At 66.6% G+C, this 15,421-nt stretch carries 14 protein-coding genes and 1 pseudogene (1 of these 15 cut by a window edge); 5 read left to right on the forward strand and 10 right to left on the reverse strand.

From position 1 onward, the window contains the following. Nucleotides 1-118 precede the first annotated feature (118 nt). Nucleotides 119-3,979 (reverse strand): type VII secretion protein EccCa, encoded by a 3,861-nt coding sequence (eccCa, locus tag ACFE99_RS02690; protein WP_375482171.1) that lies wholly within the window; start codon nt 3,977-3,979, stop codon nt 119-121. A 142-nt stretch (nt 3,980-4,121) separates the two neighbouring features. Between eccCa and eccD the strand changes: the two genes are divergently transcribed. Next, a complete protein-coding gene (eccD, locus tag ACFE99_RS02695) occupies nt 4,122-5,504 on the forward strand; it encodes a type VII secretion integral membrane protein EccD (RefSeq protein ID WP_375482173.1) in 1,383 nt (460 codons plus the stop codon). Next, a complete protein-coding gene (mycP, locus tag ACFE99_RS02700; protein ID WP_375482175.1) occupies nt 5,501-6,892 on the forward strand; it encodes a type VII secretion-associated serine protease mycosin in 1,392 nt (463 codons plus the stop codon). Before eccD ends, mycP begins: the two co-directional genes overlap by 4 nt. On the opposite strand, the gene eccB is transcribed toward mycP, so the two are convergent. After that, nucleotides 6,833-8,266: a type VII secretion protein EccB gene (eccB, locus tag ACFE99_RS02705; protein ID WP_375482177.1), complete on the reverse strand. Its 1,434-nt coding sequence runs from the start codon at nt 8,264-8,266 to the stop codon at nt 6,833-6,835. The genes mycP and eccB overlap by 60 nt on opposite strands. A 224-nt stretch (nt 8,267-8,490) precedes the next feature. On the opposite strand from eccB, the gene ACFE99_RS02710 reads away from it, so the two are divergent. Both ACFE99_RS02710 and ACFE99_RS02715 read left to right on the forward strand, forming a co-directional pair. After that, nucleotides 8,491-9,213, forward strand: a complete 723-nt coding sequence (locus ACFE99_RS02710) for a cutinase family protein (RefSeq protein WP_375482253.1) — start codon at nt 8,491-8,493, stop codon at nt 9,211-9,213. Between the two features lie 31 nt (nt 9,214-9,244). Continuing rightward, nucleotides 9,245-9,886 (forward strand): cutinase family protein, encoded by a 642-nt coding sequence (locus ACFE99_RS02715; protein WP_375482179.1) that lies wholly within the window; start codon nt 9,245-9,247, stop codon nt 9,884-9,886. On the opposite strand, the gene truA is transcribed toward ACFE99_RS02715, so the two are convergent. The 8 genes from truA to infA form a co-directional block, all read right to left on the reverse strand. Continuing rightward, nucleotides 9,883-10,758, reverse strand: coding sequence for a tRNA pseudouridine(38-40) synthase TruA (truA, locus tag ACFE99_RS02720; RefSeq protein ID WP_375482181.1), 876 nt, complete (start codon nt 10,756-10,758; stop codon nt 9,883-9,885). The two genes, ACFE99_RS02715 and truA, sit on opposite strands and share 4 nt — an antisense overlap. A 7-nt stretch (nt 10,759-10,765) precedes the next feature. Then, a complete protein-coding gene (rplQ, locus tag ACFE99_RS02725) occupies nt 10,766-11,383 on the reverse strand; it encodes a 50S ribosomal protein L17 (protein ID WP_375482183.1) in 618 nt (205 codons plus the stop codon). Between the two features lie 31 nt (nt 11,384-11,414). Beyond that, nucleotides 11,415-12,458, reverse strand: coding sequence for a DNA-directed RNA polymerase subunit alpha (locus ACFE99_RS02730; RefSeq protein WP_375482185.1), 1,044 nt, complete (start codon nt 12,456-12,458; stop codon nt 11,415-11,417). A 71-nt stretch (nt 12,459-12,529) separates the two neighbouring features. Continuing rightward, nucleotides 12,530-13,135, reverse strand: coding sequence for a 30S ribosomal protein S4 (gene rpsD / locus ACFE99_RS02735; RefSeq protein WP_375482187.1), 606 nt, complete (start codon nt 13,133-13,135; stop codon nt 12,530-12,532). Between the two features lie 14 nt (nt 13,136-13,149). After that, complete coding sequence (rpsK, locus tag ACFE99_RS02740; RefSeq protein WP_083088235.1) at nt 13,150-13,563, reverse strand: 30S ribosomal protein S11; 414 nt, start codon at nt 13,561-13,563, stop codon at nt 13,150-13,152. Nucleotides 13,564-13,566: 3 nt separating this feature from the next. Further along, nucleotides 13,567-13,941, reverse strand: coding sequence for a 30S ribosomal protein S13 (gene rpsM, locus ACFE99_RS02745; RefSeq protein ID WP_375482190.1), 375 nt, complete (start codon nt 13,939-13,941; stop codon nt 13,567-13,569). Between the two features lie 217 nt (nt 13,942-14,158). Further along, entirely contained in the window at nt 14,159-14,272 is a 114-nt protein-coding gene (gene rpmJ / locus ACFE99_RS02750) for a 50S ribosomal protein L36 (protein ID WP_003879483.1), read from the reverse strand. Nucleotides 14,273-14,332: 60 nt separating this feature from the next. After that, complete coding sequence (gene infA / locus ACFE99_RS02755) at nt 14,333-14,554, reverse strand: translation initiation factor IF-1 (protein WP_003418601.1); 222 nt, start codon at nt 14,552-14,554, stop codon at nt 14,333-14,335. A gap of 281 nt (nt 14,555-14,835) precedes the next feature. On the opposite strand from infA, the pseudogene ACFE99_RS02760 reads away from it, so the two are divergent. After that, nucleotides 14,836-15,421, forward strand: a pseudogene (locus ACFE99_RS02760) (LLM class F420-dependent oxidoreductase) (it continues 280 nt past the right edge of the window).

Here is a 15,421-nt window from a genome sequence, read left to right on the forward strand (position 1 = left end):
GCTACCGGGTCGTCTATCGGGTCCAGTGCCGGCGCCACGAATTGGGCATCGAAACATGTTGTGGCGCAATCCAATCGACGGACTGTTGCTGGTCCGGCTTCGATGATCACGTGATCGCTCACGGCGGCGGGCTCCAGGAGACCTGCACCTGCTGTGCGCGGCCGCGCGTGACCAGGATGCCGCGCCCGGGGGGCAGCGGCGTCGGGCGGACAGACCCGATCAGTGGGCCTTCTTCCGGGTCGGCGCTCATCATCAAGCCCATGCAGCCCAGCTCGCGCAGCCCGGCCAGCAGCGGCTCGAACATGGCACGCGCCGCGCCCCCGCTGCGCCGCGCCACCAGCAGATGCAAGCCCAGATCTGCTGCGTACGGGAGATATTCGACGATTGCAGCCAGCGGGTTACCGGCAGCGTTGGCGACCAAGTCGTAGTCGTCGACGACCAGATATAGGTCAGGGCCTCGCCACCACGATCTGGTGCGTAACTGTTGTTGGGTGGCCTGCGGCGGAGGCATCCGGCGCTGCAGCACGGTCAGCAGTTCAGTGAGCAACCGTTCGAGTATCGGTGTCGAAACGGCGTAGCCGGCAAGGTGGTCGGACTCGACAACGCCGAGCAGGCTGCGCCGGAAATCCACGATGACAACTCGGGCCTGCCCAGTAGTTTTGGTCCGGGTGATCTCGCGGCATAGCGTGCGCAACGCTGCAGTCTTGCCGCACTGGTTGTCCCCGAGGATTAGCAGATGCTGATGCTGGTCCAAGTCGCATGGGCAAGCGCGCAATTCGCGTTCCTCCAAACCCAGCAAAATATGTGCACCGAGTTCGTCGCCTGCTCGCTGCAGTACGGCATGATGCTCGATACGGGCCGGCAAGAGCTGCACAGGAGCAGCAGCGGATTCGCCGTAGCGGCGCCGAAGCGTCTCCCCCAACTGCACCGTGGCCTCGGCCAGTCCCGCGCTCGACGTAACGCCGTCGAGCCGTGGCAGCGCGATCACCATGTGTAGCCCGTCCGGCGTCAGGCCGCGGCCCGGCCTGTCTTTGGGTACCCGTTGAGCCTGCTTGCGGTCCACCTCGGAATCCGCGGGATCACCTAGCCGCAACTCGATACGGGTGCCGAGCTGATCCTTCAGCCCAGGCCGGATATCGGCCCAACGCGATGCCGACATCACCACATGCACACCAAACGACAAGCCCTGAGCGGCAAGGGCGACGATCGATTCCTCCAGCGCGGGGAACTGCTGGCGCATGTTCGCCCATCCGTCGACAACCAGGAAGACATCACCAAACCGATCACGTGTCATCTGCCGGCTCCGCAGCTGCCGATACCTTGCCATCGATTCGATCCCCCGCTCGCGGAACAGGGCCTCGCGCCGTCGAATGAGCGACTCCAGTTCCGCCACAGTGCGCGTCACGAGATCGGGTTGGGCTCTGCTGGCCACCGACCCCACGTGGGGCACACACCGTGTGGACTCCAACGCCCCTCCGCCAAAGTCCAAGCAGTAGAACTGCACCCGCCCCGGATCGTGCGTCGCGGCCAGCGCCACGATCAGCGTGCGCAGCGTCGTCGACTTACCCGACTGAGGGGCGCCCACCACTGCGACGTTGCCTGCCGCCGCGGACAGGTCGACGGTCATCAGCGTGCGCTGCTGCTCGTAGGGCCGATCCACGACGCCGATCGGTACGGCCAAATCTGGCGATGCGGCTTGCCCGACGACAAGTCCAGCGTCGTGCAGCACACGGTCGAGTGCAGGCGCCGCCCCCAGCGGCGGCAGCCACACCTGTTGTGCGGCCGGGCCGCACCGGGCGAGCCCCTCCACCACCGCCTGAAGAACGGTACGCGGGGACATGTCATCAGCTCGGTCGATGCGCGTCGCGGTCACTGGCCCCGTCGGTGCAGCGGTGAACACACTGACAATGGGCATCCCCGCGTCGTCGCCGATTTCGTGGTGCTCGGTGCCCGGCGGACAGGGACCGGAAACAAAGGCCGTCTGGAACCGGATCGACTCGGCGCTTGCTGTTTGCAGGAAGCCGACGCCGGGGCTGTTGGGCAACTCGAAAGCATCGGGTTTTCCGAGAACTACCCGCGATTCGTTGGCCGACAGTGTTTTCAGGCATATCCGATACGACAGGTGAGATTCCAGTCCGCGCAGCCGACCCTCGTCGAGGCGCTGACTGGCCAGCAACAGATGCATCCCCAAAGACCGGCCCAGCCGGCCGATCGCTGCGAATGTTTCGGCGAAATCGGGGTGCTGCCGAAGCAACTCCGAATATTCGTCGACGATGATGAACAATGCGGGCAGCGCCGGCAACTGTGCGCCCGCACGTCGAGCGTGCTCATAGGCATCGGCGCTGACGAAGTTGCCCGCCCGCCTGAGTATCTGCTGGCGTCGGTTGATCTCGCCGGCCAGCGCGTCGCTCATCCGGGCAACCAGCGGCGCCTCGTCGGAGAGGTTGGTGATGACGGCGGCGACATGCGGAGCACGCTCCAGGCCGAGAAACGTTGCCCCACCTTTGAAATCGATTAGGACCAGGTTGAGCACCTCCGGCGAGTGGCGGGCCAACATGCCGAGCGCGACGGTGCGAAGCAGTTCCGACTTGCCCGAACCGGTAGCGCCGATACACAGGCCATGCGGGCCCATGCCATGTTCGGCGGCTTCCTTGATGTCGAGCTCCACCGGTGCGCCGTCGACCGTGGTTCCGATCGGAACACGAAGCCGGTCACAGTAATTCAACATGTGCCAGCGGTCCGGGGGGTCGAAGGCCAAGACGTCGCCGATGCCCAGCAGATGATGCCAGCACCTACCGCCCGCCCGCGCACTATCTCGATTGGATCGGTCGAGGCGGTATGCGGACAGCCGCTGGGCGCACACCAGCGCGTCGATGGCATCGAGTTGATCGGGCCAGGCCACCACGTCGTTCCGACCGGCCTCGCGCACCAGAACGTCCGTGGCGCTTACCCGCAGAATGACCTGCCCGGCATCCGCACCGCCTGCGCCGACCTTGAGCACCGTCAACCCTGCAGTTGCCGAGCAGCTGTCGATATCGCCGTCCACGACAGCCACAACCAGGGAGTGGCCGCGAAGGTCGCCAAGCGCGGCCTCGAGGTCGGCCAGGGTCCGATAACGCATTCGGGCGGTGCCAGCCTCGTCGCTGGTGCCCGGATGCTGGAAGTGCGGCAACCACTTGAGCCACTCCCAGTGGCGGTGATTGGTGTCGCTGATTGCGGCCGCGATCAACAGCTGTTCAGGGGTATGCAGCACGGCCAGTTGGCAGATCATCGCGCGCACCAGTGCACGTGCGCAGGCCGGGTCGCCGTCGATCGTCACACTTGGCGCTCCGCGCATCTCGATCGACACAGGCGCGGACTCGATCGTGGAATGCACCTCCAGGAAGCTGCGCAACGCACTCGCGGTGACCGGGTCCATTCGATCCGGCGGCCTGTCCGGCCCCACCAACCGGCTGGCCAGGGGCTGGAGTCCGGTGCCGATGCGCACTTGACCGAAGTCGGCGTCAGCGGGGCGGCGCTCCCACATCCGCGGCCCGCCGATCAGCGTCCACAGTGATTCGGGATCAGGATGGCACCAGACCAACGAGGAGTATTGCGCGGCAGCTGTTTTGGTCACCGCAGCGCGAAGAACAGACAAATAGCTCAGGTAGTCCGCACGGTCGCGGTCGAGCTCGGCGGTGCGCCGACCGTCACGTCCGGCCAGCGCCGTGACCACCACGGAGATCAGCATCATCGCCGGGAAGGCCAGAAACATCGGATTGCGGGTGACCGCCGAGCGTGAACCGAATGCTACGGCCATCATGCCGGCCGTAGCCACAGCCATCACGACGGGCAACAGGCGGATCAGCAGGCTGTTTCGCGCTGGCCCGGCTAGCGCGGGCGGCGGCGCAACCGCGATCTCTTTGGTGGTGAATGTCGGCGGCGGCTGCCGAGGCGCCAACTCGAAATCCGTGGTGCACGTGGTGTCGCAGTGGCTCATCGCCGACCTTCCCCCGCCGAATCGCAGCCACCGTATGCAGGTGCTCAGCCGCGGGCAAGTCAGCTGTGGATGAAGGAACGCAGCGGCTCGCCCGACGCACTACCGTCTCAGCTCGGCGCAAAGCGACAAGCAAAAGGGGTAGATGGTGCCGAACGCCAGCCTGTGCCGCGTTTCGGTGCACGCCGACGGCGTCCATGTCGACCTGGCTTTGCCAGCTGCAGTTGCCGTTGCGACGCTTATACCGTCGATCGTCGATATCCTCGCGACCGCAGGCGCTCCCCGCACCGACACGGATGCGGTCCGCTACCGGCTGTCCCGTATCGGCGGCCCCGCACTGACCGCGTCGAAAACCCTCGCGCAGCAGCATATTCGCGATGGCACGGTGCTTGTCCTGACGTCCTCGCCAACCGAGCTGCCGGCACCGCGGTTCGAAGATGCGGCAGAAGCGGTGTCAACCATCCTCGACGGGGTCGCTCGACCGTGGAGCTGGCAAGCGGCACGGCTCACCGCCGCGCTGGCCGCCGCCTGGCTGACCAGCGTGGGCGGCTTGGCGCTGATCCACACTTTCACCACCAACGATGTCCGGCACGGCGTCGGCGCAGCCGGCGTGGCTGGGATCGTCAGTTGCGCCGCTCTGCTCGCGGCGGCGATTGCCCACCGCGTGCATGGAGACCGCATGGCGGCGCTGACTCTGGGTCTGCTAGGGACCGGGTTCGCCGCATTCGCAGGACTGTTCGCGGTTCCTGGCGGCCCGGCAGCGCCGAACACGCTGCTCGGCGCGATGGCTGCGGCTGTGACGTCGGTGTTGGCGCTGCGCGTAACCGGATGCGGCGCCGTGACGTTCACCACCACCGCGTGCTGCGCGATCATCGCCGCCATCACTGCGCTGGTGGCTATTGTCACGGCTGCGCCACTGCACGCGGTCGCCTTGGCGCCTACCGTGGCATCGTTGGGGCTGCTCGAGTTCTCTGCGCGGCTGTCGGCAGTGTTGGCAGGGTTATCGCCCCGGCTGCCGACCGATAACGCCGCCCCGCCGCCGTCATCGAATCCAGAACAGCTCTCGGCCAAGGCAATCCGCGCCGACGAGTGGCTAACGACCCTGGTCGCCACATGGTCGGTCTCAGCGGCGACCGGCGCAGCGATCGAGGCCTACAGCACCGGCATTCCCCGCCTCGGCCGGATCGCGTTCGCCACCATCATCGCTGCGGTGCTGCTGTTACGCGCACGCGCGGAAGCCGGCCTGGTTAGGCGTTTAGTGCTCACCATGAGTGGAACTGGCGCACTTACTGCCAGTTTCGTGGCCGCGGTCGCTGGGCCACCGCAGGTGCCGTGGATCGTCGCCACCACAGCCACGCTCGCCTTCACCGCGCTGTGCCTGGGCTTCATCACGCCGGCGGTCAGGTTGTCGCCGGTGGCGCGGCGCGGCATCGATCTGCTGGAGTATCTCGCGTTAGCCGCGATCGTGCCGCTGGCGTGTTGGCTATGCGGGTTGTACGGGGCCGTTCGTGGCCTGAGCCTGCCATGACCGCACGCGGCGTACACATCGCGGTTTCCGTTGCGCTGATCGTCTTTTACCCGTGTGCCGCAGTGCCGGCTCATGCCGTATCGCCGCCAGCGATCGACCACAGTCGGTTACCGGAGCCGGCGCCGCCAGCGCCGCCGCAGCCGACGGTGCAGCGTGGGTTGTGCAGCGTGCCGTCAGCCGAGCCTGGCTTGGGCGGCCTGGACAAGTCCGGTCAGCTGGCGGGTCTTGACTTACCCCGTGTATGGGAGCTCACGCGTGGCTCCGGCCAGCGGGTGGCGATCATCGACACCGGGGTCTCGCCGCACCGGCGGTTGCCGAACGTGGTCGCCGGTGGTGACTACGTGTCAACCGGCGACGGCACCCAGGATTGCGACGGCCACGGCACCATCGTCGCCGGAATCATCGCAGCGCGACGGGATTCCAAGGCCGCGGACCATTTCAGTGGTGTCGCCCCGGAAGCCACCGTGATCAGCATCCGCCAGTCCAGCACTAAATTCGGAGCCGTCGCCAACGGATCCAACACAGGCGTCGGTGACGTGGAGACCATGGCCAAGGCCGTGCGGACGGCCGCGGATCTGGGTGCATCGGTGATCAACATTTCGGCGGTCGCTTGCATGCCTGCCGAATCCACCTTCGACGACCGGTCTCTCGGAGCCGCGCTGGCCTACGCGGTTGATGTCAAGAACGCCGTCGTGGTCGCCGCAGCCGGAAACACCGGCGGCGCGGGACGATGTCCGGCGCCGCCGCCGCAACCAACATGGGATACCGTGGCGGTCGCGGTCAGTCCGGCGTGGTACGACGATTATGTCCTCACGGTGGGTTCGGTGAACGCACAGGGCGCACCGTCGGCGTTCAGCATCTCCGGACCGTGGGTGGATGTGGCAGCCCCCGGTGAGGCTGTCACATCCCTTAGCCCCGTCGGTGACGGGATGGTGAATTCAGTTGTCGGGCCGGGCGGCCCGGCACCGCTATCCGGAACCAGTTACGCGGCACCCGTGGTCAGCGGGCTGGCAGCGTTGATCCGATCGCGCTTCCCGACGCTGACGGCACGGCAGGTGATGCAGCGCATCGAGGCCACCGCACATCGCCCGCCCGGCGGATGGGATCCCGTGGTCGGCAACGGGGTCGTCGATGCGTTGGCGGCGGTCAGCACCGACGCGCCACCGACCACCACCACCCGCCGGGCGCCGGCGAATCCCGTGGCGATTCAGGCGCCGGCCGTGCCGCCACGACCGAGCCGTACAGCCAGACACATCGCGTTCACCGGCGCGGCGATCTGCGTCGTAGTGCTTGCCGCGGCGGTGAGCACCGGAACCACTGCCACGCGGCTACGGCGGTTGCGAACCCCGCCCGCCGCGCGCGGGCACGACGACATCGCGTGCGACTGACGCGCTTTGCCTACTGAGTTCCGGCCCCTCGGGCAACGCGGCCAACACCGGCCACGGTGCCGCGACGGCCGCCGCAAGACCGAGAGCATGGGCCGCCTCGTCGTCATGCACGGCGAACCGCACCCCCGTGTCGGTGACCAAATAACGGGTGCCGGCCGGCGTCGTGTCACCGGAGAGACCGGTGGAACGCACATAGGCGCTGCGGCCCGGCGGAAGGTAGACCGCATCCACCGCCGGCCCTTCTCCGTCGGCCTGCGACAGCACCACCGGCGCCTGCCCGGTTGGCACGGGAAGTCCGTCCGTCAAGAAGAAAACGTCGACATGACCGGAGTCGGTCGGCGCCCACGCCAAGCACAGCGCCGCGTCCTGGGCACCGACGGGTACTGGCGTCCGGTCGGGAAACGTAGAGACCGGCAAGGCATTTACCACGGGGACAGCGCCGATCACGTCCGGCGCTACCGAAACAATGGTGCGCGCGCCTTGTGAGTCGTGCAGGCGCACCAACTCCGCAGCGAGGTGACCGATTCGCTGGACGCCGCCGGGCAAGACGACGTAGTACTCGTCGCTGTCGGCGCGGGTGACGCGGAGCACGCTGCCGACTGCAAACCCGGGAAGCGTTGCCGGTCCAGGGCCGCCGGGGTGCGGGATTCGCGGAGCAGAGATCGGCGGCACCTCCGGGACCGCGTTCAACAACGACCGCGAAACAATCCGCGGCACAACGCCTTCCAACCGCAATCCTCGCACAATCGCCGGGTCGGCCGTATCGACTACCGCGCGGCGTCCGTTGTAGAGCAGGTAGGTCGGCGTACGGGATTCGGGCGTAACCAGGATGGTCTGGTCAGCGGCCAGCCTGCGAGATTGCGGCCCGGCCGTGGAACCGACGACGACGGAGGTGGTCGGTGAGGTCTCGCCGCCGCTGTCGCATATCGCCCATTCTGATTCGCCGGCGCCCAGCGGCTCGCCGAGCAGCTGAGGAGCACCCGGGATGCCGAGCAGGGGACCACGCTTGGTGCGGCTCAGATCCGCCTCGCGCACCGGGCGCGGATCGATGTTCGACGCTGCGATCAGCTGCGCGGACACCAGGTTCAGCACCGGGTGCCAGGTGTCGCCCATTCGTACGTAGAGTGCCGCGGAGTGCTGACCCATGACGATCGGCGCACCTTCCAGCGCCGGCTGCGGCCGCATAAACGCCAGGACCGCGCACCCCGCGATGACGACGATCGCCAGCAGGCAGCCCAGCGCGAAAGAGGCCGTGTGGGCGCGCATCGGTTCGTCGACCGTATCGAGGTTTCGCCGCAGCAGCGCGCATTCAAGCCGGCGCAGCAGGAATCGATACCCGCTGACGTGCAGCCGCGTCGTCGGTTGCCATGCCATGTCGTCCCCCGCGCCGATTCGGCTTCACGATATGGGGAGGCCCGCGACGGCCGTCGCGTCTTTCCACAGCAGGGGCATTCAAGCGGCTCAACCAAGCCGCATTCCCGACTACCCGGTACCATCTTCCCGTGCACAACCACGACTTATGCGCTCCACAGAACCGTCGGCGGTCAGCCGCACGCTGGGCCGGGCTGGGCGCCGCGGCCGTGTTGGCCGCGGGCGTCATGCTGGGCGCATCGAGCGCCGTTTCAGCAACCCTTCCCACGGCATCCGCGGTTGATTGCCCCGATGTCGAAGTGATCTTCGCCCGCGGCACCGGCGAGCCGGCTGGCGTCGGACGCGTCGGCCAAGCCCTCGTCGACTCGCTGCGCCAGCAGACCGGACTGAACATCGACGCTTATGGCGTGAACTATCCGGCGGGCAAACTCCAACTGGGCGGCGGCGACGGCGCCAACGACACCATCAAGCGGGTCAAGGACGTGGTTCAAGCGTGCCCGAACAGCAAGATCGTGCTGGGTGGGTACTCGCAGGGTGCGTCGGTGATGGACATCGTGGCCGGGGTTCCCGTCGGTGGCGTCACCTGGGGTAGTTCGTTGCCCCCGCAATATGTCGACAACATCACGGCCCTCGCTACCTTCGGCAATATCGCCGACCGCTCAGGCACTACGGTTTCCAGTCAAAGTCAGCTGTTGGGGGCCAAAGCCATCGACCTGTGCAACCCCGGTGACCCGATCTGTCACGCCGGCCCGGGCAATGAGTGGAGCGACCACACCGACGGTTATGTGCCCACCTACACCACTCAGGCGGCGACATTCATCGCGGCCAAGCTTTTAACCGCCGGATCGGGCTCGCTTCCCTGGCCTAGCGTGACCCCGGGCCCCGGGTCACCGGTCGGCCCGGGATCGACCGCCGGTTCCGACATCGCATCACGAACCGTCGTTCGGTAACGCGCCGGTCGATGCGCCCGATAGATCGGGCATGAGTTTCAGCCGGGTCGCGGCGTTCTTCGGCCTGCTGATGGCGCCCGCACTGGCAGTTCCGCCGCTAGCGTCGAGTCCGGTCGCCGCGGCGTCGTGCCCGGATGTCGAGGTGGTATTCGCCCGAGGCACCGGCGAACCGCCCGGAGTCGGCAGTGTCGGCAACGCCTTCGTCAGTTCGTTGCGCTCGCAACTGCCGGCTAAATCCGTGGGGACGTACGGGGTCAGTTACCCGGCCAGTTACAACTTCCTTGCCGCGACAACCGGCGCCGACGACGCCAGTGGCCACCTCCAGGACATGGCCAACAAATGCCCGGATACCAAGCTGGTGCTCGGCGGCTATTCCCAGGGTGCCGCGGTCGTCGACATCGTCACCGCCGCGCCGGTGGGGGGCGTGGGCTTTACTCGGCCGTTGCCGCCCGACGTGGCTGATCATGTCGCAGCGGTCGCTGTCTTCGGCAATCCGTCGGATCATTTGGGCGGGGTGCTGACGAGCGTGAGTCCGCAATACACGGCCAAAACCATCGACCTGTGCACCGGCGGTGACCCGGTCTGCTCGAATGGCAACACGTGGAGCGCCCACACCGGCTACGTGCCCACGATGACCACTCAGGCGGCGCGTTTCGTCGCCGCCAGGGTTTAGTCGGCTGTCCGTGACCGCAGGTCACGGGTAATCAGAACGCGCGCCTCGAGCTGGTCTTCGGGCGGATAGTCCACTCCGACCAGCGTCAAACCACGGGCTGGCGCGGCCGAGAAGTCGCTCGACCGGCGCGTCGACGCCAGCAGCTGCCGGCACCAGTCAGCGGTACGCCGGTGCTCACCGACGGCCAGCAGCGCCCCGACCAGCGACCGCACCATCGACCAGCAGAACGCGTCAGCGCTGACCTGCGCGGTGATCACATAGCCGTCGCGGGACCAGTCCAGCCGCTGCAGGTCGCGGATGGTGGTGGCACCCTCACGCTGACGGCAGAACGCGGCGAAGTCGTGCAGCCCAAGCAGATCTCGCGACGCCGCGGTCATCGCCTCGACGTCCACCTCGCGCGGCCAGACAGTGACATAGCGCGCCTGCTGCGGCTCTGTCCCATAAGGGGCTGTCGTCAACCGGTAGATGTAGTGGCGGCGTAGCGCCGAAAAGCGGGCGTCGAAACCCTTTGGGGCTCGGTCGATTCGGCGGACCCGGACATCGACGGGCAGAAACCGGCCGAGACGCCGCACCAGCGGCAGGAATTCGGGTTCACCGCGGCGCGGTGCACGCGGGTACGCGTGGGGCAGCGCGTCGACGGGGACATCGACATGGGCCACCTGTCCGGTGGCGTGCACACCGGTGTCAGTGCGCCCAGCCGCACGCAACCGCACAGGCGTCCGGAACACCGTCGACAGCGCCTCGTCCAGCACACCGGCAACGGTGCGGTGACCGGCTTGAACCGCCCAACCGGCGAAATCCGTTCCGTCATAGGCGATGTCGAGCCGCAGACGAACGTGCCCGCCACCGTTGTCGATGGCGGGCACGTTCATCGCGTTCTCAGGACTCGTCTGAGTCTTCCGTCGGCTCGTCAGCTTTGGCCTCCTCGGTGTCGGCCTGTTCGGTGGCCTCGGCCTCGGCGGCCGGAGCCACTTCCGCGCTGTCGGCTTCAGCAGGCGCAGCGGCCTCTTGACCGACGACCGCGTCCGGCTCCACCGCAGCTTGTGGTGCCGCCGCGGCCGCCGCCGCGGACTCCGCCTGTTTGCCCTTGGCCTGCGCAGCCGCCACCCGCCGGGCCCGGTTGGCCTCCGCGGTCACCGTCTTCTCTTGCACCAGCTCGATCACCGCCATCGGGGCGTTGTCGCCCTTGCGCGGCTCGACCTTGATGATGCGGGTGTAGCCGCCGTTACGGTCGGCGAAGTGCGGCCCGATCTCGGCGAACAGGGTGTGCACCACATCCTTGTCGCGGATCTTCTTGAGCACCTCGCGCCGATTGTGCAGCGTGCCCTTCTTGGCGTGGGTGATCAGCTTCTCGGCGTACGGCCGCAACGCCCGCGCCTTGGGCTCGGTGGTCGTGATCCGGCCGTGCTCGAACAGCGCTGTGGCCAGGTTGGCCAGGATCGCCTTCTGGTGTGACGACGATCCGCCGAGATGACGGCCCTTGGTGGGCTTGGGCATTGCAGACGCTCCTGTCTTGACTCAGAACGTGTTAGAGCTGTTCGGTTTCGGCGTAGTCCTGATCGTCGTAGCCGCCGTCGTTGGACCACGTTCCGGTGGCCGCGTCGTAACCGGCGACCTCCGACGGGTCGAAGCTGGCCGGGCTGTCCTTGAGCGACAGACCTAACTGGTGCAGCTTGACTTTCACCTCGTCGATCGACTTCTGGCCGAAGTTGCGGATGTCGAGCAGATCGGACTCGGTGCGCGACACCAGCTCGCCGACGGTGTGCACGCCCTCGCGCTTCAGGCAGTTGTAAGAGCGCACGGTCAGGTCCAGGTCGTCGATCGGCAGCGCGAACGAGGCGATGTGGTCGGCCTCCGCCGGCGACGGCCCGATCTCGATGCCCTCGGCTTCGACGTTGAGTTCCCTTGCCAGCCCGAACAGTTCGACCAGCGTCTTTCCCGCCGAGGCGAGCGCATCGCGCGGAGTGATCGAGCTCTTCGTTTCGACGTCGAGGATCAGTTTGTCGAAGTCGGTGCGCTGCTCGACACGGGTGGCGTCCACCTTGTAGGTGACTTTGAGCACCGGCGAGTAGATGGAATCTACTGGGATGCGGCCGATTTCGGCACCCGACGCTTTGTTCTGCACGGCGGGCACGTAGCCGCGGCCGCGTTCGACGACCAGCTCGACTTCGAGCTTGCCCTTGTCGTTGAGCGTTGCGATGTGCATGTCGGGGTTGTGCACCGTGACACCGGCCGGCGGCACAATGTCACCGGCGGTGACCGCACCGGGACCCTGCTTGCGCAGATACATCGTCACCGGCTCGTCCTCCTCGGACGACACCACCAGACCCTTGAGGTTCAAGATGATGTCGGTGACATCTTCCTTGACGCCGGGCACGGTGGTGAACTCGTGCAGCACACCATCGATGCGGATGCTGGTGACCGCTGCGCCGGGAATCGACGACAGCAGCGTGCGCCGCAGCGAGTTACCAAGTGTGTAGCCGAATCCCGGCTCCAACGGCTCGATGACGAACTGCGAACGGTTGTCGGTGATGACCTCTTCGGACAGGGTTGGTCGCTGTGAGATCAGCATGGTGTTCTTCTATCTCCTTCTCGGCACCCGCTATTTGATGCCGTTAAGTCCGCACCGGCGGTGCGGAAGTATTACTTCGAGTAGTACTCGACGATGAGCTGCTCGCTAAGCGGGACGTCGATCTGCGCCCGCTCCGGCAGCTGGTGGATCAAGATCCGTTGACGCTCCCCGACCACCTGCAGCCAGCTTGGGATCGGCCGGTCCCCGGCGGTCTCGCGTGCGATCTGAAACGGCACGGTGTTCAGCGACTTTTCCCGCACGTCGATGATGTCGTACTGCGAGACCCGGTAGCTGGGGATGTTGACCTTGACGCCGTTGACCAGAAAGTGGCCGTGGCTGACCAGTTGGCGGGCGTGCCTACGGGTACGGGCCAACCCGGCGCGGTAGACCACATTGTCGAGCCGGCTTTCCAGGATCTGCAGCAGCTCCTCACCGGTCTTGCCGGGACGGCGCACCGCCTCTTCGTAATAGCGGCGGAACTGTTTTTCCATCACGCCGTAGGTGAAGCGGGCCTTCTGCTTTTCCTGCAGCTGCAGCAGGTATTCGCTCTCCTTGATCCGCGCGCGACCGTGCTGGCCGGGCGGATAAGGACGCTTCTCGAACGCCTGGCTGCCGCCGACGAGGTCGGTGCGCAACCGACGCGATTTCCGGGTAACGGGTCCGGTGTAACGAGCCATCGGTTCTTGTTCTCCTAGACGCGGCGCCGCTTGGGCGGACGGCAACCGTTGTGCGGCTGGGGAGTGACGTCGGCGATCGCGCCGACCTCCAGACCCGCGGCCTGTAGCGACCGGATCGCGGTCTCCCGGCCCGAGCCTGGACCTTTGACGAACACGTCGACCTTGCGCACGCCGTGCTCCTGGGCCTTGCGGGCCGCGTTTTCGGCAGCCAGCTGCGCGGCGAACGGTGTCGATTTACGCGACCCCTTGAACCCGACGTGGCCAGAGGACGCCCAAGCGATGACGTTGCCCTGCGGATCGGTGATCGTCACGATCGTGTTGTTGAACGTGCTTTTGATGTGGGCCGCCCCGTGCGGTACGTTCTTCTTTTCCCGCCGGCGGGTCTTTTGCCCCTTCTTGGGTCCAGCGGTGGTCTTCTTGGGTGGCATGGCTTACCTGGCCTTCTTCTTGCCGGCGATGGTGCGCTTGGGCCCCTTGCGGGTCCGCGCGTTGGTCTTTGTCCGCTGGCCGCGCACGGGCAGGCCACGACGGTGGCGCAAGCCCTGGTAGCAGCCGATCTCGATCTTGCGGCGAATGTCGGCCTGCACCTCGCGGCGCAGATCACCTTCCACCTTTAGGTTGCCTTCGATGTAGTCACGCAGCCTGGTGAGCTGGTCATCGGTGAGGTCCTTGGTGCGCAGGTCCCGGTCGATGCCGGTCGCGGTCAGGATCTCGTTGGAGCGGGTACGGCCGATGCCGTAGATGTAGGTCAGGGCGACCTCCATGCGCTTATCGCGCGGCAGGTCGACGCCGACGAGTCGGGCCATGTGCGGCATTCCTCTTTCTTTGCGGAGGTCTGGTCCCAGTCCGTCCCGCCTACTGGCGGGGCCCGGCCTCCGTCCGGGCGAGATGAGCGGCCCATCCGCTCACAGGTACTGGGAGGTCTGCATTCAGTTGTCTATGCCGTGTCTATGGCGCCCGGCCGGGCTCAGGCATATGGCGGCGACCCGCTGCGCCCGGCTACGCCGCGCTTGCGATCGCCGCTTAGCCCTGGCGCTGCTTGTGGCGAGGATCGGAGCAGATCACCATGACCCGCCCATGCCGACGGATCACCCTGCATTTGTCGCATATCGGCTTGACGCTCGGGTTCACCTTCACGGCTGTTTCGATCCTGTCCTGTCGTTTTCCGTCGTTGGCGTGGTGTTTCGGGCGCTCTAGTTACTTGTACCGGTACACGATGCGGCCCCGGGAGAGGTCGTAGGGGGAAAGCTCCACCACCACCCGGTCCTCGGGCAGAATGCGGATGTAGTGCTGCCGCATCTTGCCGCTGATGTGGGCGAGCACCTTGTGGCCGTTTTCCAGCTCAATGCGGAACATCGCATTGGGCAACGGCTCGACCACCCGGCCCTCGACCTCGATGGCACCGTCTTTCTTCGCCATAAGCTTCCGGCGATCCCTCCGTATGCTTGCTCGTGGTTGCGCTGTTTGGTGCGCCCGGTTCGGCGCAGCACTGGCACCGACTGCAAAACGTGAGCCGATAGCAGGAAATTCCGCGAATTCCCAGACTGGGCACAGCAAAGAGTCGGGGCGGACGCCGCACCGCTGTTCCACAATACTCGCTTGCCCGCGCTGGACCAAAACAACGCCGGCCCCTGACGCTGGCCTTTACCGCCTGCGACCAGGGCGGAATACCGCCCGTCTGCCGACAAGTTGGAGCAACCATGACCAATTCCGCTGCCAACAAACCCAACCTCGGGCGCTTCGGATCGTTCGGCCGCGGTGTCACACCGGAGCAAGCCATGGAAATCGAGTCACTCGGCTACGGGGCCGTGTGGGTCGGCGGCTCGCCGCCTGCCGAGCTGAAGTGGGTGGAGCCCATTCTCGAGCAGACGACGACGTTGCAGGTGGCCACCGGCATCGTGAACATTTGGACAGCGCCCGCCGAGGCCGTCGCCGAGTCGTTCCACCGCATCGACAACGCCTACCCTGGCCGCTTCCTGCTGGGCATCGGCGTCGGCCATCCCGAGGCACACACTGAATACCGCAAGCCCTACGACGCGCTGACGGAGTATTTGGACCGGCTCGACGAGCACGGCGTGCCGGCCAACCGCCGGGTGCTGGCGGCGCTGGGCCCGCGGGTGCTGAAGCTATCCGCGGAGCGCAGCGCGGGAGCACACCCCTACTTGACGACTCCCGAGCACACCGCACATGCGCGCGAGCTGATCGGCCCCTCGGCGTTCCTGGCGCCCGAGCACAAAGTGGTGCTGACCACCCCCGAAGGAAACGGAGCCGATCAGGCCCGAGAGG

It is taken from the genome of uncultured Mycobacterium sp. (genome assembly GCF_964249325.1).
Lineage (GTDB): Bacteria > Actinomycetota > Actinomycetes > Mycobacteriales > Mycobacteriaceae > Mycobacterium.

Bases quoted from the DNA above. Each gene is read 5' to 3' on its own strand.
- eccCa (WP_375482171.1), bottom strand. From the start codon at position 3,979: ATGAGCCACTGCGACACCACGTGCACCACGGATTTCGAGTTGGCGCCT.
- eccD (WP_375482173.1), top strand. From the start codon at position 4,122: ATGGTGCCGAACGCCAGCCTGTGCCGCGTTTCGGTGCACGCCGACGGC.
- mycP (WP_375482175.1), top strand. From the start codon at position 5,501: ATGACCGCACGCGGCGTACACATCGCGGTTTCCGTTGCGCTGATCGTC.
- eccB (WP_375482177.1), bottom strand. From the start codon at position 8,266: ATGGCATGGCAACCGACGACGCGGCTGCACGTCAGCGGGTATCGATTC.
- ACFE99_RS02710 (WP_375482253.1), top strand. From the start codon at position 8,491: ATGCTGGGCGCATCGAGCGCCGTTTCAGCAACCCTTCCCACGGCATCC.
- ACFE99_RS02715 (WP_375482179.1), top strand. From the start codon at position 9,245: ATGAGTTTCAGCCGGGTCGCGGCGTTCTTCGGCCTGCTGATGGCGCCC.
- truA (WP_375482181.1), bottom strand. From the start codon at position 10,758: ATGAACGTGCCCGCCATCGACAACGGTGGCGGGCACGTTCGTCTGCGG.
- rplQ (WP_375482183.1), bottom strand. From the start codon at position 11,383: ATGCCCAAGCCCACCAAGGGCCGTCATCTCGGCGGATCGTCGTCACAC.
- ACFE99_RS02730 (WP_375482185.1), bottom strand. From the start codon at position 12,458: ATGCTGATCTCACAGCGACCAACCCTGTCCGAAGAGGTCATCACCGAC.
- rpsD (WP_375482187.1), bottom strand. From the start codon at position 13,135: ATGGCTCGTTACACCGGACCCGTTACCCGGAAATCGCGTCGGTTGCGC.
- rpsK (WP_083088235.1), bottom strand. From the start codon at position 13,563: ATGCCACCCAAGAAGACCACCGCTGGACCCAAGAAGGGGCAAAAGACC.
- rpsM (WP_375482190.1), bottom strand. From the start codon at position 13,941: ATGGCCCGACTCGTCGGCGTCGACCTGCCGCGCGATAAGCGCATGGAG.
- infA (WP_003418601.1), bottom strand. From the start codon at position 14,554: ATGGCGAAGAAAGACGGTGCCATCGAGGTCGAGGGCCGGGTGGTCGAG.